This window comes from Leuconostoc citreum (assembly GCF_007954785.1).
Classification (GTDB): Bacteria; Bacillota; Bacilli; order Lactobacillales; family Lactobacillaceae; genus Leuconostoc; species Leuconostoc citreum.
Genome location: NZ_CP042410.1, coordinates 1,236,168 through 1,257,282, shown reverse-complemented (window position 1 = coordinate 1,257,282; position 21,115 = coordinate 1,236,168). Strand labels below are relative to the sequence as shown.

Sequence of the window (21,115 nt, the reverse complement as noted above, 5' to 3'; positions counted from 1 at the left end):
TTTGGAGGAAAAATTAAATGTCTATCAGTCAGTTCAGTAGTAATGCCGATGAGGCAGTCTCTAATAAAATGACGCCAGATCAAAAAGTAGTGCTTGGATCAACAACGCTTGGATTTACACTCGACCATATGGATGCAACATTCTTATCATTTGCGTTGGCACCCATGATTGCTGAATTACATATTAGTGGTGCACAGGGTGGTATTATTGCTGCCATGTCAAACTGGGGCGCACTTATTGGTAGTGTTTTATTTGGTATATTGGCTGATCGCATTGGTCGTGTCCGTGTGCTATCTTATACTATTATATTAGTGACATTTGCAACTGTCATACTTGCTTTCTTAGATAATGCGCATACAATCTATGCCTCACGTTTCCTACTTGGTATGGGAACAGGCGGTGAGTACGGTGTGAGTATGGCATTAATTGCCGAAAGTTTTAAAGCCAATAAAGTCGGACGTATTAGTTCTATTACTGCCATAGGTGGTCAGGTTGGAGCTATATTGGCCGCCATATTGGCGACAATGATTATGCCAGCATTTGGCTGGCGAGGCTTATTCATGATAGGTTTCTTGCCTTTAATTGTTGTTTATATTGTACGTCGGCATATGAAGGAAACACCAGAATTTGAGCAATTAAAATCTGATTATCAGTCAGGAAAAAAGAAATTCAGTTTTGCTTATATTGCTAACACACCAAAACGTGCTTACACATCATTTGTACTTATTATCATGCTAACCATTCAAACAGCAGGTTACTATGGCTTGATGAATTGGTTACCAACAATTATGCGTAAGCAACTGGGAATTACAGCTACCGTGACGGCAGGCTATGTTAACCTAGGCATGATTCCGATTATTATTGGTATGGCTATTGGCATGCTAACATTTGGGACTATTTTAGATAAGATCGGTCCTCGAATTGCGTTTACCATCTTTTTGATTGCTTCAGCACTCATGATCTACGCGTTTACATTTGCTTATAATATGTGGACATTAACCATTTTGGGAGCAGTTGTTGGGTTCTTCTCTAATGGTATGTATGGTGGTTTTGGGGCAGTTATCAGTCGGCTTTATCCCTCTGAAATTAGAGCGACCGCTGCTAATACTCTAATGGGATCAGGCCGTGCTATTGGCGCTTTCTCATCTGTTGTCATTGGTTGGATTATGGATCATTATAGCGTATCTGCAGTATTAATGAGTTTAGCTGCAATGTATGTCATTAGTTTAGTATTTATGCTGACTATTCCCGACTTTAAAAAATTAGGAACACTACACAAATAATATATTTAACCTTAGGAAAGACGATTACTTTGTTGACAAGCAAAGTAATCGTCTTTTTTATCTACAACACTGATTATTTGTAAGCAAAAAAACTGCCAGTCTGGTCATAATATAGTATGATTAAGAGAAGAACAGGTCTAAAAATGAATAGGAGTGGCCTATGAAAAATAAACTTTTAGTGGTTATAATCCTTGTCGTTGTGATAGGCGGTATTGGGGCAGTTATTGGACCAAAAATTTATCGTGATTATTTTGTTAAAAAGGCAGATAAATCACCTGAAAGTAAAATTTCTGATAATCAGGATACAGTAAAAGTCGCTGATCTAGCTGGCGAATGGCATGTTGGGGATGGTAGCTATGCGGGTTATCGTGTCAATGAAGTATTAAATGGCACAGATGTCACAGTGACTGGTAGAACGAAAAAAGTATCGGGAAATATTGTCGTTAAGAATAAGACACTGGAATCTGCCACAATTAACTTAAAAGTAGCTGATATTAAGACTGATGCTTCGAAACGTGATGACTATTTTCGAACTAAAGCGTTAGAAACGTCAAAATATCCGGATGCGACTTTCGTATTAAGTCAGCCAGTGAAATTGGATAAAGGGGCTGCCACTTATAATGTGACCGGCACGATGATGATACATGGCGTGAAAAAAACACTGACGATACCGATTAAAACAGGCTATCACAACCAACGCGTACAATTGGCTAGTAGCATACCTGTGACTTTTAAAGATTTTAATGTTAATGCCCCAAGTTTAGGCTTTGTAAAAGTTGAGGATCATGGCAAGGTTGAGGTATTTCTCTCACTCACAAAATAAAAACACATGAATGATTTCATGTGTTTTTATAATGATATTGATGATTAACTTTCCGGATTAGGTGTTGTCAAGGCATTGTTATGAATATAACTCCTAAAAGTTTTGAATGTATCAGCGAATAGCTCATCAGGTTCAATATTGAGCATATCTTTTGGAAAAAAGAAACGCTTATCAAAAGAGACTTGACCTTTAATTGCGGCAACTAGAGGTGATAATTCAGATAGTTCACGATGCGTCCCATCACCAAGAAGAAAGTCAATTTGGGTACGAGGTTTTGCCACATTGGGCTTATAGTCATCATATGGTAAATCATACGCATCATTGCGGGCAGTGTAATAAGCAGGATTATAACCAGCGTAGGCAACAAGTTTTTCTAGGTCCTCTAATAATGGGGCTGTGTTGTCGTCAATAACGATTGATTTTAGTGGTTTACGATCTAAGAAACGACGAGAAAGATCAGACAAAATAGCATCTGGATGGTTTCGCCACATATTAATGTAAGTCATAAAGACATGATCGTCTAATTTCAGATAATCTGCTACTGATAAAGATTCTCCACTAAATAGTGGCTGTAGTAGTGGCCCAACAAAATCACGTTCGCTGTCATGCGCATTTAGGTAGAGTTCTCGCGCACGGTGCAATAAATGCTCTAACAGTACTTCCATACCGCGAGAAACTGGATGGAAATAAACTTGTAAATACATTTGGTAACGACTGACAACGTAATCTTCAACCGCGTGCATGCCAGCAATATCAAACGCTATGCCAGTTACTGTTGGCTTCATTGTACGCAATATGCGGTCAATATCGAATTCGCCATATTTTGTGCCAGTGAAGTAAGCATCGCGCAATAGGTAATCCATGCGATCAACGTCTAATTGACTAGAAATCAGTTGGACAACTTGCGGATTGGGGTAGGTTTTGGCGATGACACTAGCCACTTTATTTGGAAAATCAGGTGAGACTTGTGATAGTATTTGATTGATTTCGGTGTCGCCGGTAATAATGGCGCGTGTCATAGCTTCGTGATCAGTGTTAAATAAATGTTCAAATGTATGAGAAAAAGCACCGTGACCAATGTCATGTAACAAAGCGGCAGATAACGTTAGTAATCGTTCATCTGCTTGCCAAAGACCGTCATTAGCTTCTTTTGAAGCGTAGTATTGCTCAAAATGTTCTGTGATACGTCTTGCAATTTCATAAGCACCAACCGAATGACCAAACCGTGAATGTTCAGCGCCATGAAAAACACTACCGGTAATGCCAAGTTGTTGCACACGTCGTAAGCGCTGAAATTCTGTGGTATTAATGAGATCTAATATGACGCGGTCTTGGATATGAACAAAGTTGTGAATAGGATCACGAAGCACTTTTTCATTTAATAATTTTTCTGATAACATAAGCTGCCCTTTTAGTCTTTATTATATTATAATAGATTGTTAAACAAAATAATAATAAAAGTTGTATTCGTGCTAATTTTTACAAAGAAATAATAAAATAACATATGGTTATAGTACGAAAAAATAATTGATTTACTAATATTGAGGACAGAATGCCAGATACTGAAAAAAAAATTGTCATGATTCGCTTGAAAACAACCGTAAAGCAAAATGATGACACAGAAACGTTTGAATTTAATATCGGTGGCGAGTTACTAATTAAGCAACACGCTATTTTTTTGCGCTATACGGAGATCATAGCCGATCAGTCACCTACGCAAGTCCTATTTAAATTTGAAAAAGATGCTGTAAGGTTGCATCGTGTTGGTGACAGTACCACCAAATTAACATTTGCATTGGCACAACGGTTACCAGCTTATTATCAGACACCAGCTGGCCAGATGCAATTAATGACTGACACCAAAATGATGACTGTAGATGTTGACTTGACGCAAACACAAGGGACTCTCGCATTGAGTTATCAGTTGTATGCACATGATACAATTGTTGGTGAGTATGATATTCAGTTGCAATTTGCTGATAAATCTAGTAAACTTAATTAGTTAGAAACTCGAAAGGACGTGCACTATGGCACTCACACAATTAGGCAATCACCCAAAAGAAGAATTAGCATTGGTTGAAATTGCAACTGCAATTTTATCAGAACATAAGACGGTTATGCCATTTAGCTCATTAGTTGAAGAAATTCAAGACTTTTTGGCAGTTGATGCAGAGACGTTCCAGTCACGCCTCTCGCAATTTTATACGGATTTAAATACAGATGGTTCATTTATCTCATTAGGTAATAATGAATGGGGCTTGCGTGCTTGGTATCCTGTTGATGCAATTGATGAATCTATTCATGAAATCGATGATGATGACGACGCACCAAAGCGTAAAAAGGCCGCTAAAAAAGTTAATGTGTTTGCAGACTCAGCGGCTGACGATGACGTTATTGACTATAACGATGATGATCCTGAAGATGAAGATTTCGGTGAAGTTACCGAAGAAGAAACAGATGTTGATGTTGATGATTCTGAAGTCGAGGTTGAAGACGACGAAGAAGAAGAAATTGCTGTTGGTGACGACGAAACAATCGACGATAATCTAACAGAATTAACTGGAACCAATGATTTAGATGATTTAAGTGATGGCGACATTGAAAAGTAAACCATAAAAAACACCATGAAAGTGGTGTTTTTTATTTGCTGTAATAGTTGGTGTATCAGCACTTTGAGGAACTATTAAAAAGATAATTAAAAAAGTTTTGAAAAAGGGTTGCTTTTTTTCATGAAACTCTGTAATATATATAAATGTGCTAAGGCATGTTTGCTCCTTTAACTCAGTTGGTTAGAGTAGGGGATTTTTAATCCCAAGGTCCTCGGTTCGAGTCCGAGAGGGAGCACTGATATAACTATCAGGAGACCTTTGGGATATTCCATAAAAAGCAAGTAACTTCAAAGTTACTTGCTTTTTTATTGTAATGAAAAAAGTATTTGCAAAAATACAAAAACCATAGTATTATTGTTACAAGCGTTGAGACGGACGATTAGTTATGTTTACTTTTAAAGAGACACCACGGTTGCTGAAAGTGGTGAAAGTAGCTGACGAAAAACTACCGTTGAAGCATATTGTGATTAGGTTATGTACTGAAAGCAATGTCGGTGTAATTGGTCGTTAACCTAATTATCGTAAGATGGGCGTTCCAGAATGTCCAAAATTGGGTTGGTACCGCGCAAAAGCGCCCCTAGAACATCATAATATGTTCTAGGGGCGCTTTTTTTTGACGCTGGCATTTAACACATTGGTTTTTATTTGAATGAATATGGCAAGGGAGTACGTATGGCAGGAAAAAATAATGGTGGCTTAAATAGAGATTTGTCATCCAATCAAATGCAGATGATCGCCTTAGGCGGAACGATTGGTGTTGGTTTATTTATGGGGTCTTCCTCAACAATTAAGTGGACAGGGGTTTCTGTTGTTTTAGCCTATGCTTTAGCTGGCGTTGTGCTTTATCTCGTCATGCGTGCATTGGGAGAAATGTTATACGTTGATCCAACGGTTGGTTCTTTTGCCAATTATGCTACAAAATACATTCATCCATTAGCCGGATACTTGACTGTGTGGTCAAATGTCTTCCAGTGGTTGACCGTTGGTGTGTCAGAAACAATTGCGGTTGGTCTATATCTCAACTATTGGTTCCCAGGTGTGCCTAATTGGGTTACTGGGATTGTTGTTTTGGGGACCTTGACATTAGCTAATATGACAACGGTTAAAGCTTACGGTAACATGGAGTCATGGTTCTCAATGATTAAGGTGGTCACAATTATCTTAATGATCATTTTGGGCTTAATGGTTATTCTACTTGGCTTTGGTAATGGTTGGCATCCCATTGGCTTTTCAAACTTATGGTCACATGGACCATTCTTTGCTGGTGGTTTTAATGGCTTCATGTTCGCTTTATCGATTGTGATGACGTCCTATCAAGGTATTGAAATTATTGGTATTACCGCCGGAGAAACTGAAAATCCTAAACATGCGATTGTTGCAGCAATTCGATCAATTGTTGCTCGTATCTTGATATTTTATATTGGGGCAATTTTTGTTATTGTGACGATTTATCCATGGAATAAGTTGGATCAGCTTGGTTCACCCTTTGTAGAAACGTTCTCACGCGTAGGGATTACAGCAGCAGCTGGTATTATTAATTTCGTCATGTTGACGGCTGCTATGTCAGCTCTAAATTCGGGGATCTTTAGTTCTAGCCGTATGTTATACACATTAGCTCTGAATAAAGAATTGTCACCAAAATTTTTGAAATTATCAAAGCATCGTGTGCCGACTTTACCGGTTTTGGCCATGTCGGGTGGAATTCTAATTGGTATTATACTTAATGCTTTATTGCCGTTATTTTGGCATGGTAGTTCAAGTATTTTCGTATTAGTCTATTCTGCTAGTACATTGCCTGGTATGATTCCGTGGTTTGTCATTTTATGGTGTCAAATTAAATTCAGACATGATAATAAACATCATATGGCTGATCATCCGTTTAAGATGCCACTAGCACCATTTACAAATTATTTTGCGATAATCATGTTACTGGTGACTTTGGCTTATATGGTTGTCAATCCTGCAACAAGGATACCTTTGTTTATAGGCTTGGGCTTCTTGATTATTATGTCGATTGTATTTTTCTTAACACGTAAGCATCATCAAGCGAAATAGTGTGAATAGTCGACGTTGTAACGGAATAAATGATAGAATAGAGAACAGATTAATAATTTGGAGGATATCTCTAGCTCGAGTAATAGTAGCTAGTAGATTTTAAATATATGAAAATAGCAGTAGATGCGATGGGTGGTGATTTTGCACCACTTGAAATCGTTAAAGGGATTGAAATAGCACGTGATCGTTACGATGATATTGATTTTCAACTCTATGGGACCGCCTCTGAAGTGAAACCACTCGTGACTAATTGGGAACGTATTGAACTCATACCCACCACTGAAGTGATCGAAATGGGTGACGAACCAGTTAAGGCTATGCGCCGTAAAAAAGATTCTTCGATGGTACGCGCTGCGCTTGCTGTTAAAGAAGGGCACGCTGATGCATTATTTAGTGCAGGTAATACAGGTGCGTTACTATCAAGTGCCATCTTTTTGGTAGGACGTATTAAAGGTGTAGATCGACCTGCATTGGCAACGGCGCTACCTAGCTTTGAAGGTGAACACGATCAGTTCGTCTTCATGGATTTGGGTGCTAACGCAGATAGTAAACCAGCACACTTATATCAATATGGTATTTTAGGCAGTTTTTACGCTTCTCATGTGTTAGGCATCCAATCACCCACAGTTCGGTTGCTTAATAATGGTGCAGAAGAAGATAAAGGCGATGAAGTGCATAAAGTAGCGCATCAATTAATGAAAAATGCGCCATCGTTTAACTTTTTAGGCAATATTGAAGCACGTGAATTATTGGAAGGCACTGCTGACGTTGTTGTGGCTGATGGTTTTTCTGGTAATGCTGCTTTGAAGGCAACCGAAGGCACTGCTTTGATGATGCTTAAGCAAATCAAAGCAGCAATTATGGATTCAGGTACGCGCGGTAAAATGGGCGGTGCGTTGCTAAAGCCAGCTTTCAAATCGATTCAAAAGAAATTAGACTATAATGAGGCTGGCGGCGCTGTTATATTAGGCGTTAAGGCGCCAGTGGTTAAGACGCATGGTTCGGCTAAAGCGACAGCAGTTGCGAATACAATGGGACAAATTAAGACAATGATTGATCAGCATTTGGTCAGTGATATTCAAAATTATATTGATACACATACAGAAGAATTACAAGCCGGTAAGGAAGCGCTTAATGCGCAAATAAACGCTTAAATATGTGGTATACTATTTTGGAGTTAATGATTGAATGATATTGGAGATCACATAATGGCTATGGAAAAAGACGCTATTTATAATATGATGGCAGACGAAATTGCGCAACGATTTAATGTTAACCGAGATGCAATTACCCCGGACTTGAATTTTTTAACAGATATTGATGCTGATTCAATTGATTTTGTGGAATTAGTGTTAGAAGTCGAAGACATGTTTAATGTCAGTATTTCTGATGAAGATGCTGAAAGCCTTGTTACCTTGCAACAAACTGTTGACTATATTGTAACGCATCAAACAACCTAAAAAGGTTGTTTGACACTTACTAAACGTTAGTGTATACTAAAGCTCAAGTTAATCAAATAAATGTTGAGAAGCGTTGCACGAGTGAGTTGCTAAGAGAGCTGTGTTTGGTGAAAACAGTCAAGTTGTTTGTGTGAAGATGAACTCATGTAACATCTAACCTGGTGAAAGCTAGTGATCCGGTAGAAACCGTTATCTTTCTGAGGTAAATTTTTAGATTGTTAGGCTAAAAATTTGCGTCTTAAGATAACCAGTTTTGTGGTTATGAACATGGGTGGTACCACGCTAAGCGTCCCTGCGTAAATTTTTTATGCAGGGATGCTTTTTCATTTTTTTGATAATAATAGATAACTGTTGAGGTGAATTACAATGTTAGAAGAACAAAATAGAGTACCTTTGATTTCACAACTATTAGAGACCTGGATTCAAGGTGAAGTAAGTCAAAATTATCAACTCGCTAATTATTCAAATGCAGCTGCAATTCTATTTCAAAATATGAAGCAGTTAAATTGGGTTGGTTTCTATCTTTATGATGAAGAATCCGATAAATTAGTTGTGGGACCGTTTTTGGGTAAACCAGCCGTGGCACTTATTTCGCCAGAGTCAGGGGTTGTAGGCAAAGCTTTTTCTGCTCAGAAAACGATTATCGTTTCAGATGTTCATAGTTTTTCAGGTCATATTGTTTGTGATCCTGAATCTAAGTCAGAGATTGTGGTGCCAATCATAACGAGAGATGGTAAACGCCTTGGTGTTTTAGACATTGACTCGCCTGAGCTGAATCGCTTTACCCTAGAAGATCAAGTAAGTTTGGAGCATTTTGTCCAGACTTTGTTAGAATATGTGTATAAGTAAAATGTGATAGTACCTTGCGTTTTATCAGGAATGAAAGTGACGGGGTAAGATGATGACTATTAAAAAATATGATGTAGGTATTATTGGTTCTGGGCCAGCTGGTTTAGCAGCCGCGCAAGATTTAAAAAAAGCAGGTAAGTCAGTTGTTGTCATCGAAAAATATCTTTGGGGTGGAACATGTCCAAACTATGGTTGCGATCCTAAAAAATTACTACTGGCTGCTGTGGAAGCCAAAGAAAGTGTTACTTTCTTAGCCGATAAGGGTGTTAAAGGACACAACGCAATTGATTGGTCGGCATTAATGGCGCATAAAACTCAATTTACATCAAAAGTATCAGAAAGCACATTGGCTTCTTTAGCAACAAATGAGATTGATCATGCTTTTGGTCAAGCGCAATTTGTGAATCATAATACAGTTAAAATTGGGGCAACAGATACTACTATCAAGGCGACCGACTGGGTTATTGCCGTTGGTCAACGGCCAGCAAAATTGACTGTACCGGGTGCTGATTTGGCGATTGATTCTGAAGCATTTTTGAGCCTAGCCACAATGCCAAAGGCCATTGCCATTATTGGTGGGGGCTATATTGCATTTGAATTTGCGGCCATAGCAGCAGGCGCAGGTGCCGAGGTACATTTGATTGTGCACAATCAAAGACCTTTGAAGCAATTCAACGAAGAACTTGTCAAGCGCTTAGTCAATGCACTCGAAAAACGCGGGGTAATTATTCACTACAATATGCAAGTTAGTGCCATCAGTCAAGACAATCATGATTTTGTTGTTCATAGCAACCAGAATAGTGGTATAAAAGTCGGAAAAGTTATCAGTGCTGTCGGTAGACTCAGTAATGCAGATACGTTAGCCTTAAATCACGCGGGTGTGATGTATGAGCATTCTGGCGTGAGAGTAAATCAGTATCTCAGAACAACCAATCCTCATATTTATGCTGTTGGAGATGTCGCTAACTCTGGTGTTGCAAAGCTTACGCCTGTAGGTGCTTACGAAGGGCGTTATGTAGCTAAGGTAATTGTTAACGCTCAGCAATCACCAATTAATTATCCTGCCATACCAGTTGTTGTCTATGGCACACCTAAGTTAGCTCAAGTTGGTGTAACGCTTGAACAAGCTGAAAACCAGCCAAATCTTACTAGTCACAGTTTAGATATGACAAATTGGTTTAGCTATTATCGTATGGGCGAACCAGTTGTTCATGCTAAAATAATCCTTGATGATGCTGGGGTTATTGTTGGTGCGACTGTAATTGGCACACATGCTGATGAATTAATTAACTATCTCACATCAGCAATTAACCAAAAAGCAAATTATCAAGACGTAACCAATCATATTTATGCTTACCCGACAATCGCCTCTGATTTACCTTACTTCTTTTAATCATTTTGTGGTGTAACGTTCATTTGCTTTTGCGTCATCGCTTTTTTATCTGTACAATGGGCTCTATACAATAAATTATGGATGAAGAAAGGACAGTAAAATATGTGGCATACATTGATTACGCGTCACAGTGAGTTTCTGGCAGCCTTGTGGCAGCATATTCAATTAACAGTCGTTGCAATTATTATTGCCTCTCTAATTGCCATTCCGCTTGCGGTTTGGTCAGAAAAACACCGGCGTTATGCAGAATGGCTTTTACAGATTACCGGCGTATTTCAGACATTACCGTCTTTAGCTGTCTTGGGACTATTAATACCACTAGTTGGCATTGGTACACCGGCGGCACTTATCGCGCTAATCATTTATGCGCTACTGCCAATTTTTCAAAATACTTATCTGGGTTTAAGCGGTGTACCACAAGATACCTTAAACGCAGGAAAGGCACTCGGATTATCCAGACGTCGTGTATTAAGATTGATTCAAATTCCTTTGGCTATGCCCAACATTATAGCTGGAATTCGTACAGCAACAGTGCTAATTATCGGAACCGCTACTTTGGCTTCCCTGATTGGCGCAGGTGGCTTAGGTGATTTTATTCTACTTGGCATCGATCGCAATAATACTGACTTGATTTTGATTGGTGCGATTGCTTCGGCAATTTTAGCAATATTAGGCGGTCAACTCATCAATTGGCTGTTTCGCCTGCGAGGTTGGCTACGTCGTATCACCTTATCCTTGTTGCTTATTTTGTTTATTGGTGGCAGTGTTGTGCCATTACTGCCAGATAAGTCAGCACCGCAGACTATCACGGTTGCTGGTAAGCTTGGATCCGAACCAGAAATTTTAATTAATATGTATGCACAGTTAATTAAAGCAGAACAACCTAATACTAAGGTTATTTTAAAGCCAAGCTTTGGTGTGACAACATTTTTATATCAAGCATTAAAAAGTAATAAAATTGACATTTACCCTGAATTTACAGGCACAGTAACAGCTTCTCTTGCTAAAAACCCTGTTAAGTTACCGATTGGCGCTGATGCACAAACTACTTATAATGCTGCACAAAAAGTAGCGAAACAACAAGGTCTTCTGTTAACCAAACCAATGCGTTTTAATGATACTTATGCTATTGCGGTGACACAAAAAGCTGCTCAAAAATACGGGCTGAATAGTATCGGCGATTTGACTAAGTTACCAAATGCCAAAGCAGGTATGACGGCAGAATTTTTAGATCGCTCTGATGGCATGCCTGGGGCTGAAAAAATGTATGGGTTAAAAATGCCAACAGTTAGTTTGGATCCAGCATTACGTTACCAAGCAATTAACCAAGATCAAGTCAATGTTGTTGATGCTTATGCTACTGATTCACAATTGGTGGCCTACAAATTAAAAGTGCTTACCGACGACAAACACTTTTTCCCATTTTATCAGGGTGCCGCTTTGATGAAGTCTGAGTTTGCAAGTCGCAATCCACATATTATTAAAGCCCTAAATCGCTTAGATAATCGAATTTCTAATACCGATATGCAGAAAATGAACTATGCGGTTAATGTTAAGCATGAGAGCGCGTCAAAAGTTGCTAAAGCATACTTGGTTGCGCATGGCCTATTGAAATGATGACAGAAATAGAATTACAAAATTTAGTGAAACAAGTGTCCATCAGTTATTTTAACCTGACATTTCAACACAAGGCGTCCTTTAATCGTCGTTTAAAAACTACGGGCGGACGTTATTTACTACAAACTCATAACTTGGAATTTAATCCTAGCATGTCTGATCTACCAGAATTTATCGGTATCATTAAGCATGAGCTGGTACACTATCATTTACACATAGCAAACAAAGGTTATCAACATCGTGATTTAGATTTTAAACAGTTGCTACAGCGTGTTGCAGGCTTAAGATACGCGCCAAAACTATCAGATAGCAAAAAGCATTATCGTTTATGGTTGTATCGTTGTCAAAATCAACACTCAGTTTATCGACAACGTCGCTTTAATACGGCAAACTACCGTTGTGCAAAATGTGGTGAGCGATTTAATTTTATTGGCCAAGTTAATCACGAATAAATTGGCTAGTTTAGGTATAATGTAATTAATGACAGTTGAAAGGTGAAAATACATGATTCAGTTAATTTTATCAGATTTAGATGAAACATTACTTAATGATGATGGTAGTATCAACCCTAAAAATATCGAGGCAATCCAAGATTTTACAAAAAACGGTGGTTATTTCGTCCCAAATACGGGACGCTCATATAAATCAGTTTATGGCACACTCAATACATTAGGCCTTAATCAGCAGACACAATACGTGATATCGTACAATGGTGGTGCTATCGTTGCGATATCACCGGCTGGTGTTGAAAAGGTGATTTTGCAACATGGTATGTCACTTGACTTAGCAAAAAAAATATTTAAGTTGGGACAGGTACAAGCTGATGTTGATACACATATCTACACGCTAGACAAACTGTTTATTTATAATATTTCACCATCGGATAAGAAATATATGGCAGAACGGCAAGTACCCTATACAGCACTAACTGATGATAACCTGACGTTTTTATCAGAAGAAGCACCCATTATGAAAGTCATCTTCGAACACCCAGATCCAGCAGTACGTCAGAAAATAGCTGATGCAGTTACTGCGGTGGTTGAAAAAGACGTGTTGTTGACGTTTAGTTCAGAACGTTATGTTGAATTCAATCCAGAAGGTGTCGATAAAGGCACGGCTGCATTGGAATTAGCTGATATTTTAAATATTTCTCATGAGCGTACTGCTGCATTGGGAGATAATTTGAATGATGCAGCGCAAATTAAAAAAGCAGGTGTCGGCGTTGCTGTAGCGAATGCTAAACCTGAAATCAAAGCCATTGCTGATGTTGTATTAAAAACGACTAATAATCAAGGTGCTGTTGCTGATTTTATTAATCAGTATGCAGGTCAGTAATATGACAAACCTCATACTACGAATTTTACTTGGTCTGTTTTCAGCAGTATTTTTCATACTGCTATTTTTTGTGAGTCGTTCAGCTCACTGGCCATTACATGTAACGCTAATTTTAGCCATTGTGCTTTTTTTAATTATCAATATCGGGTATATCGTGTTATTCTATTATGCGCGAAAAGAACATTTGGATAAGGAAGAGTAATTTGCTTAATTTAACAACCCAACCAACACCTAAATATCTGTGGCAGCGTATTGTTAATTTCATCGTTGTTGCATTCTTATTGATGCTGTCGCCAGCATTCTTACAAATTGCAGCTATGCAAAAGTCAGTTTGGCTGCAAATCTTGTTTATCATGATGTTATTTTTATCTTATTTAGCGATTGGCTATTACGCTTATCGCCTGTTAAGGCGCACAACAACAGCGCCGGTATTTCATCGTATTAACGTTAGGCACTGGCAACATATATGGTATATCATTGGCCTGTTTTTTGCGATGTTGGGCATTGAAATGGTTGTTAATTTTTTACGTCTCACATTGACTGGCGATACGACAACTGAAAATCAAGCAGCCATACAATCACTTACAGCACATATCAATTTAGTTATGATTGCTATGATGATTTATGCTATCTTTCTAGCACCGGTAGTGGAAGAAATTGTTTTTCGCGGACTGGTAATTAATTATTTTTTCAGAAAATCTTGGTGGTGGGCAAGTATCATTCTATCGGGTATTTTATTTGCCTTTCCGCATATGGGTAAAATACCAACGAATTTATCAGATGGCTTAAGTTATCTTGTCTACATGTCGATGGGGATGTTTCTAGCCTATGTCTATAAGCATACAGGGAACTTACAAGATAGTATTGCCGTGCATTTTGTCAATAATTTTGTGACAATGATGCCAATATTAATCATGGCATTTGTTAAAGCATTATAAAAAGCTATGTCTTGATAGACATAGCTTTTTATAATTGGTACAGTGATTTAGATGTTGTTGTAAATGGGATAAAACCAGTGTGGCTCATATAACCTGAATCTTCGATACGGACACCGCCCAGACCAGGTATATATATACCTGGCTCAATTGAAAAGGCCATGCCTTCTTGTAATGTTATGTTATTGCCTGCCATAATTGATGGGTACTCGTGAACTGATGTGCCTAAGCCATGACCTAATCGATGCACAAAATAGTCACCATAGCCGGCATCAGTTATAATTTGCCGAGCAATGCCATCCAGTTCAGCGGCTGTCATGCCAACTTTTGCCTGTGATTGCGCTTCTTGTTGTGCTGCCAATGTAACAGCATGAATTTCTTGTAATTTGGGGTCAACCTGTCCAAACGCAATGGTTCGTGAGACGTCAGATGCATACCCTTCGGTTATTGTACCTAGATCAAAAAGGGCCATTTCACCTGTTGCTAATTCACGTGTCGCAGTGGCACCATGAGGGTCGGCAGCATGTGTTCCAAATTGGACTAACGTGTCAAAACTCATGGCTGCGACACCTGATTTTTTTAACTCATATTCTATCTTAGCTGATACAGCTAATTCAGATATACCAGAGGTCAAAGCTTGAAAGCCTATGGTCAAAGCACGATCAGCATCCTTTCCAGCAGCCATCATATGCTCAATTTCTGCTGGGGTTTTAAGTAATCGTAGTTGGTTGACTTCATTTGTGACATCAGTTTTAAAGGATAAGCTTGGTAAGGCTGTTTGCAATGCATTAAAGCGGGCAACGCTTAAATGGTCATATTCAATACCAAATTTTGTCCCTGACGTTGTCTGTTTAATGTGTTGCGCAAGGATAAGCCAAGGATTTTCATGATCAGCATAGCCAAATGCGGCAAATGGCCAACCACTAGCGCGCATACTATTGACTTCGAGCACAGGACCAAATAATAGTGGCTCGTGGTCGGAAAAAACAACGAGTGCGAGAACACGTTCGATGGGATCCGATTCAAAGCCTGAAAAATAAGCAACATTATGAAAATTGGTGATAATAGCACCAGACAGTTCATTTTGATTAAGCCATGAGACAAAATGAGTTAATTTTTGTTGATTTACCATAAGATATTATTCCTTCTTCACTTAATGTTAATTACATTTTAACACTTTTAGCTTTGACGTTCCTTTCTTGTAACAAACAGAAACATTGATGAAAACTCGTAAATATAACGTTGTAAGCGTTTGCAATTCTGACTTTTTTTGCTATAATAGACAGAGGTATATTAACACGTTGATGTTTTATGAGATATATGATGATTGAAGAAGGTTAAATGATGCAGAAAAAAAGTTCAGCAACAATTTATGATGTCGCTAATCGCGTTGGGGTATCATTGGCAACAGTGTCGCGCGTCGTCAATGGCAATAGTAATGTGCGTGAATCAACTAAACGCAAAGTATTAGACGCCATTGAAGAATTAGGTTATCATCCTAATGCTGTAGCACGTGGTTTAGCTTCCAAAAAGACAACAACCATTGGTGTTGTTATGCCTGATGTGACGGATATGTATTATTCAGAATTGGCACGTGGTATTGATGATGTTGCAAATATGTACCACTATGATGTCCTATTGACTAATACAGATGAAGATCCGGTACGAGAAACCATGGCAGTCAATAACTTGGCTAGTAAGCAAGTTGATGGCATTATTTTTATGGGGAACGAATTAGATCGTGAAGTTTTAAATACGATTGCGGGCGCCGATGCACCAGTTGTATTGGCGGGATCGATTGACGCTGAAGGCCAACTACCAAGTGTTAATGTTGATTATGTTAAAGCAGTTGAAGAAGCTGTTGATACAATGGTCAAAAATAAGCACAAGCGCATCGCACTTGTCACTGGTCCTATGACGCATGCCATCAATAAATTACATCGTTTAGTTGGGTACCAAACTGCTTTAGAAAAGGCTGATATTGTCTTTGATGACAAACTTCTCTTTGTCGCGCATCAAGATTATGCCGCAGGCCTTCAGATTGCTGAGAAAATTTTAGCAGCAGAGGCCGATGGTGTTATTGCTTATGATGACGAAGTGGCACTAGGTATTATGAATTACATGCGCGAGCATGGCAAACGTATCCCTGAAGATTTTGAGATTATTACTTCAAATGATACTAAATTTACTATTGTCACACGACCAGAACTCACATCTATCGGGCAACCAAAGTACGATATCGGTGCTGTGGCTATGCGAATGTTGACCAAGCTGATGAATAATGAAATTATTGATGACACGCAAGTTAAGTTGCCACACACTTTGGAACGTCGTGGCACAACAATTAATTAATAATATCATTGTTTAGAAATATAATAGTAACATTTGACATTTAAACGTTAAAAAAGTAAACTATTAAAAGTGGTTTGCTTTTTATTTTGAACAAATTTACGATGGAAGGTTCATATTTCAAATGACAAAAAAGCGTTATATTAAGGGGTTTGATGGGCTAAGAGCCTTAGCAGTTATTGGTGTAATAGCTTTTCATTTGATGCCTGACAAGCTCGTTGGCGGTTGGTTAGGGGTACCACTTTTTTTTGTTTTGTCAGGATATTTAATTACCGACCTTTTAATCCAAGAATTTGATGATAAGCAACGAATTGCTGCAGTGACATTTTATATGCGGCGGTTAAAAAGACTGTATCCAGCATTATTAGGTATGCTCTTATTGAGCATTGTGATTATTTTATTATGTGATCAACAGCTTATTTATAATTTACGCTATACAGTCGTTACTAATTTGTTTTACGTCTATAATTTCTGGGCTATTGGTCATGGTGAATCTTATTTTCAACAATTCGGTGGGGCTTCACCGTTTACGCACTTATGGTCATTATCAATAGAGGGACAATTTTATTTAATTTGGCCGTTCATCGTATGGTGGTTATTAAAAAAACAGCTTAAGCGACCATATATTGCGATTATGTTGCTATTTTTATCGTTATTGAGTGCGATAGCCATGGCAGTATTATATCAGCCAGAGGCAATCAATCGCGCTTATTATGGGACAGATACGCGCATGTTTGCTATTCTAATTGGAACGTCTTTGGCATTTTTATGGCCATCTAACCGACTCAATCCGGCGGTTCAGCCAAAAACGCGTGATTTTTTAAATACGACAGGGACAATAGCCTTCATATTAACAATTTGTGGTTTTCTGTGGCTTAATGGGCAACATCAAGGTACTTACTATGGTTTGATGTATTTGTTTACCTTAGTTGTTGCGATATTAATTGCCGTCACGGCGCATCCAGCGTCGTGGTATGGTCATCTACTCGACCAACCAATCTTGAATTACTTAGGCACCCGGAGTTATAGCATTTACTTATATCAGTTGCCAGTTTTTGTTTTTTATGAAAAATTAATCCCAAATTATCAGCCTAATCTGCTCAATATGGTCATTGAAGTTGCGATTGTGCTTTTACTCAGTGAACTGAGTTATCGTTTTGTGGAGAATATTTTTCGTCAGCCCGCTGCCTTTAAATTTGTCATCATGCGCCTGGCGAGATCACGCAATTTGTTTTTTGCTGTCATGATTGCGCTTGTTTGTCTGACGGTGTTTATTGGTAATGGCTTACTTGATCATCGGGCGGGTATGGCACAGCCAGAAACCAAATTGCAAAAGCAACTCAAATCTAATCAACAAAAAGTTGCGCAACGGAACGCTAAGGCGGCACAAGGCAAAACTAATAAACATGATGCCTCTGAATCAACTAAATTGACACCGGCACAGCAAACAATTATTTCAAGCTATGGATTGAAAAAATCACAATATTTGGCCTTTAAAGAGATGTCATTTACAGCAATTGGGGACTCAGTGATGTTAGATGCAGCTCCTTACTTACAAGAAGTAAATGAAAATATATTCGTTGATGCTGCTGTGGGACGTCAATCTTACCAAACACCGGACCTTGTTGCCCAGATGTCATCACAAGGTAAGTTAGCCTCTAATATTGTGATTGGTTTGGGGACAAATGGTGATATTAAACGACAAGATCTTGACAAAATGATGCAGACATTTGGTAAAAAGAGACAAGTTTATTGGTTTAATAATTTTGTTCAAAGCCGTTCTTGGCAGAATGATAATAATCAGATGTTAGCTGATGCGCAGAAACAATACAGTAATTTACATGTGATTGATTGGTTTGATTTAGCAAAACAGCATTTAGACTGGTTCGCTGATGATGGTGTGCATCCTGGGCCAACTGGTGATCGCAATTATGTTCGTTTGCTAGTTGAAAGTGTTGCACGCACTAAAAACAGTCATTAAGCTACCGAAAGGTCGCTTTTTTTGTTTGAAATTGTTAAACAGTTCAGTAAAGGCTTTACAGTCCATTTTTATTCGCTTAAAATGAAGTTAATAAGATATGGAGGAAGTGCGTCAGATAGGATGCATAGTAGATGAACATAATGAGTAGTTTATATCAACACGGTACTTTAGCCATGCTTATGGGCAAACAATTACAAGGCACCATTACAGTCGCGGAGTTATTAACACACGGGGATACAGGTATTGGCACTTTAACTGGTCTAGATGGCGAAGTTATTGTTTTAGATGGTGAGGTTTATCAAGCAACAAGTGATGGCAAACTGAACCATATCACTGATAAGGATACCAAGATGCCATTTGTGTCGGTACATTTTGATCAGCCAACGCGCCGACTACCTTTTTCCGAGACATCAACCAACACATTAAGTCAACAACTAAAGTCAGAAAAGTTGACTAATATTTTTGCCGCAGTCAAATTCCATGGTGACTTTTCAAATATGCATGTTCGTGTCGCACAGAAACAAGAAACACCATATCCAAGTCTATTAGAAGTTGCAACAAACCAATCAGAATTTCAAGAGAAAAATATTAGTGGCACCATTATCGGTTATTTTGCCCCTAGCGTCTTTAGTGGTCCTACGGCTGCAGGGTGGCATATTCACTTTTTGTCAGATGATAAAAAGTTTGGTGGCCACATTCTTGATTTTGAAGGCCAGAACATTGACGGGACGTTACAGATTTTCGATGAATTTAGACAACATTTCCCACTTGAAGATAGTGATTTTAGAGATATGTCTCTTAACCTAGAGGGCTTGTCAGATGATATTGCTACTAGTGAGGGAGGAAAACAATAATGGGATTGAAACCCTTAGTGATTGGTATTACAGGTGGTTCCGGTTCGGGGAAAACGACTGTTAGTCGTGAGTTAGTACGCCGATTGACAGAAGATGGTTCTTCAGCTATATTACTTCAGCAAGATTCTTACTATAAAGATCAATCTGACAAACCAATGTCAGAACGTGTTAAGACAAATTATGATCATCCAGATTCTTTCGAAACAGATTTATTTGTATCTGACTTACGACGTTTATTACGTCATGAAGCAATTAGTAAGCCAATATATGATTATCCAAATCATACGCGCGCCAAAGAAGTTGAACCTGTTGAGCCAGCAGATGTCATCATTGTAGATGGCGTTTTGTTATTTAACGATTCGCGTGTACGTGACTTATTAGATATGAAAATATTTGTTGATACAGATGATGATATTCGCTTTTTGCGTCGTTTGGAACGCGATATTGATGAACGTGGTAGAACAGTACGCGGTGTCATTGACCAGTATTTGGCAACTGTTAAGCCTATGTATCATCAATTCGTTGAACCAACTAAACGATATGCTAATATTATTGTCCCAGAAGGGGGCGAGAATTTAGTTGCTATTGACATGTTGACTAATCAGGCAAAGGCCATGTTAAAACAAAATTAAATATTAAAAGCGCTGACAACATTGTCAGCGCTTTTAATGTGCACGTGTTTCTTCGATAGTTGTCCGCATGGTATCGACTACATCTTGTGTGCGTGTCGATAATTGCGAACCAACTAATGTAAACAACGTGTCAATGATAGTAATTTGGGCAATCAGCGAACTCATTGATTCACTACGAAAATTAATTTCTTCAGCCAAGGATAATAAGACTAGGTCAGCTGATTTGGCTAAGGGCGATTCAGCAAAAGCCGTAATAGCAATTACTTTAACGTGATTTTCTTTTAATTTTTGTGCAATAAGTAAGGTATCTTTGTTGCGTCCGGAATGAGAAATCACGACAGCGGCGTCATGATTATTTAGTTTGACAGCTTGCATGAGTTGAATATCGTAGTCGGGATGGGCGATGACATTTAATGGTGTACGTAAAAATTTATGATATGCATTAAACGCAACTAAAGATGAGCCGCCAATACCAAAAAAGCCGACACGATTAGCAGCCACTAGATAGTGTGTTGCTGTGTCTAACATACTTGCTGTTAAATGATTAACAGTCGCCTTGAGGGCGTTGCTGGCCCCAGCAAAAACTTTTTGAGCAATCGCATCAGTGTCATCATTATCTGTAATTTCACCAAAAAAATCGACAGGCGAAAGCGTTGTGGTGGCACTGGCCAATGACATTGAAAAATCACGAAAGGAGTCAAATCCAATTTTTTTAGCAAAACGTGAAATCGTTGCGGTTGAAACGCCTGAACCATTAGAGAGTTCCCTAATGGTTGCTTCTCTTGCGCGAACAGTGTCTTGCAAAATATAGTCAATTAACTTATTTTCGGTGCTATTATATTGTTTTTTTTGTGCACGTAATTGTTCAATGATATTTTGAGCCATATGCCATTCTCCGATAATTACATAATGTGAATAACTTATTATAGTTAACTATACA

At 38.5% G+C, this 21,115-nt stretch carries 21 protein-coding genes and 1 tRNA gene; 19 read left to right on the top strand and 3 right to left on the bottom strand.

The window, feature by feature from the left end; all coding sequences use genetic code 11:
- The first annotated feature begins 17 nt into the window (after positions 1–17).
- Entirely contained in the window at positions 18–1,283 is a 1,266-nt protein-coding gene (locus tag FGL72_RS06185) for an MFS transporter (RefSeq protein ID WP_004909090.1), read from the top strand.
- Positions 1,284–1,443: 160 nt separating this feature from the next.
- Positions 1,444–2,106 (top strand): YceI family protein, encoded by a 663-nt coding sequence (locus FGL72_RS06180; RefSeq protein ID WP_085698767.1) that lies wholly within the window; start codon positions 1,444–1,446, stop codon positions 2,104–2,106.
- 44 nt (positions 2,107–2,150) lie between these two features.
- Here FGL72_RS06180 and FGL72_RS06175 read toward each other — a convergent pair whose 3' ends face one another.
- A complete protein-coding gene (locus FGL72_RS06175; protein ID WP_004909086.1) occupies positions 2,151–3,506 on the bottom strand; it encodes an HD domain-containing protein in 1,356 nt (451 codons plus the stop codon).
- Positions 3,507–3,658: 152 nt separating this feature from the next.
- Between FGL72_RS06175 and FGL72_RS06170 the strand changes: the two genes are divergently transcribed.
- From FGL72_RS06170 to FGL72_RS06110, 13 genes are all read left to right on the top strand, one after another.
- A complete protein-coding gene (locus tag FGL72_RS06170) occupies positions 3,659–4,108 on the top strand; it encodes a YwiB family protein (protein ID WP_012305070.1) in 450 nt (149 codons plus the stop codon).
- Between the two features lie 25 nt (positions 4,109–4,133).
- Positions 4,134–4,715 (top strand): DNA-directed RNA polymerase subunit delta, encoded by a 582-nt coding sequence (gene rpoE / locus FGL72_RS06165; RefSeq protein WP_004903195.1) that lies wholly within the window; start codon positions 4,134–4,136, stop codon positions 4,713–4,715.
- Positions 4,716–4,876: 161 nt separating this feature from the next.
- Positions 4,877–4,950 (top strand) — tRNA-Lys (locus FGL72_RS06160).
- A 150-nt stretch (positions 4,951–5,100) separates the two neighbouring features.
- The gene (locus tag FGL72_RS09915; protein WP_004905743.1) at positions 5,101–5,226 is read left to right on the top strand and encodes a hypothetical protein; all 126 of its coding nucleotides are present in this window, start codon (positions 5,101–5,103) and stop codon (positions 5,224–5,226) included.
- A 161-nt stretch (positions 5,227–5,387) separates the two neighbouring features.
- A complete protein-coding gene (locus tag FGL72_RS06155) occupies positions 5,388–6,770 on the top strand; it encodes an amino acid permease (RefSeq protein ID WP_004903194.1) in 1,383 nt (460 codons plus the stop codon).
- A gap of 107 nt (positions 6,771–6,877) precedes the next feature.
- Positions 6,878–7,924 carry a phosphate acyltransferase PlsX gene (gene plsX, locus FGL72_RS06150; protein WP_004903191.1) on the top strand — a complete coding sequence of 349 codons (1,047 nt, stop codon included), beginning with the start codon at positions 6,878–6,880 and terminating at the stop codon, positions 7,922–7,924.
- Positions 7,925–7,978: 54 nt separating this feature from the next.
- On the top strand, positions 7,979–8,230 hold the full coding sequence (locus FGL72_RS06145; RefSeq protein WP_004903188.1) for an acyl carrier protein: 252 nt from the start codon (positions 7,979–7,981) through the stop codon (positions 8,228–8,230).
- A gap of 366 nt (positions 8,231–8,596) precedes the next feature.
- Positions 8,597–9,079, top strand: a complete 483-nt coding sequence (locus FGL72_RS06140; protein ID WP_004903187.1) for a GAF domain-containing protein — start codon at positions 8,597–8,599, stop codon at positions 9,077–9,079.
- Between the two features lie 49 nt (positions 9,080–9,128).
- Complete coding sequence (locus FGL72_RS06135; protein ID WP_223245998.1) at positions 9,129–10,472, top strand: dihydrolipoyl dehydrogenase family protein; 1,344 nt, start codon at positions 9,129–9,131, stop codon at positions 10,470–10,472.
- A gap of 102 nt (positions 10,473–10,574) precedes the next feature.
- Positions 10,575–12,089, top strand: a complete 1,515-nt coding sequence (locus FGL72_RS06130) for an ABC transporter permease/substrate-binding protein (protein WP_146992854.1) — start codon at positions 10,575–10,577, stop codon at positions 12,087–12,089.
- Positions 12,086–12,541, top strand: coding sequence for a SprT family protein (locus tag FGL72_RS06125; protein ID WP_133286233.1), 456 nt, complete (start codon positions 12,086–12,088; stop codon positions 12,539–12,541). Before FGL72_RS06130 ends, FGL72_RS06125 begins: the two co-directional genes overlap by 4 nt.
- 52 nt (positions 12,542–12,593) lie before the next feature.
- Entirely contained in the window at positions 12,594–13,424 is an 831-nt protein-coding gene (locus FGL72_RS06120) for a Cof-type HAD-IIB family hydrolase (protein WP_004905735.1), read from the top strand.
- A gap of 203 nt (positions 13,425–13,627) precedes the next feature.
- Entirely contained in the window at positions 13,628–14,362 is a 735-nt protein-coding gene (locus FGL72_RS06110) for a CPBP family intramembrane glutamic endopeptidase (RefSeq protein ID WP_036061180.1), read from the top strand.
- A gap of 28 nt (positions 14,363–14,390) precedes the next feature.
- Here the strand turns inward: FGL72_RS06110 and FGL72_RS06105 are convergent, their stop codons facing one another.
- The gene (locus tag FGL72_RS06105) at positions 14,391–15,491 is read right to left on the bottom strand and encodes a M24 family metallopeptidase (RefSeq protein WP_146992852.1); all 1,101 of its coding nucleotides are present in this window, start codon (positions 15,489–15,491) and stop codon (positions 14,391–14,393) included.
- 212 nt (positions 15,492–15,703) lie between these two features.
- On the opposite strand from FGL72_RS06105, the gene ccpA reads away from it, so the two are divergent.
- From ccpA to udk, 4 genes are all read left to right on the top strand, one after another.
- Complete coding sequence (ccpA, locus tag FGL72_RS06100; protein WP_085699284.1) at positions 15,704–16,711, top strand: catabolite control protein A; 1,008 nt, start codon at positions 15,704–15,706, stop codon at positions 16,709–16,711.
- 121 nt (positions 16,712–16,832) lie between these two features.
- Positions 16,833–18,689: an acyltransferase family protein gene (locus tag FGL72_RS06095; protein WP_085698774.1), complete on the top strand. Its 1,857-nt coding sequence runs from the start codon at positions 16,833–16,835 to the stop codon at positions 18,687–18,689.
- 140 nt (positions 18,690–18,829) lie between these two features.
- Positions 18,830–19,543: an acetolactate decarboxylase gene (gene budA, locus FGL72_RS06090; RefSeq protein ID WP_085699286.1), complete on the top strand. Its 714-nt coding sequence runs from the start codon at positions 18,830–18,832 to the stop codon at positions 19,541–19,543.
- Positions 19,543–20,175, top strand: coding sequence for a uridine kinase (gene udk / locus FGL72_RS06085; protein WP_004903157.1), 633 nt, complete (start codon positions 19,543–19,545; stop codon positions 20,173–20,175). The genes budA and udk overlap by 1 nt, the downstream gene beginning before the upstream one ends.
- Before the next feature lie 33 nt (positions 20,176–20,208).
- Here the strand turns inward: udk and FGL72_RS06080 are convergent, their stop codons facing one another.
- The gene (locus FGL72_RS06080) at positions 20,209–21,060 is read right to left on the bottom strand and encodes a MurR/RpiR family transcriptional regulator (RefSeq protein ID WP_004903155.1); all 852 of its coding nucleotides are present in this window, start codon (positions 21,058–21,060) and stop codon (positions 20,209–20,211) included.
- Between the last annotated feature and the right edge of the window lie 55 nt (positions 21,061–21,115).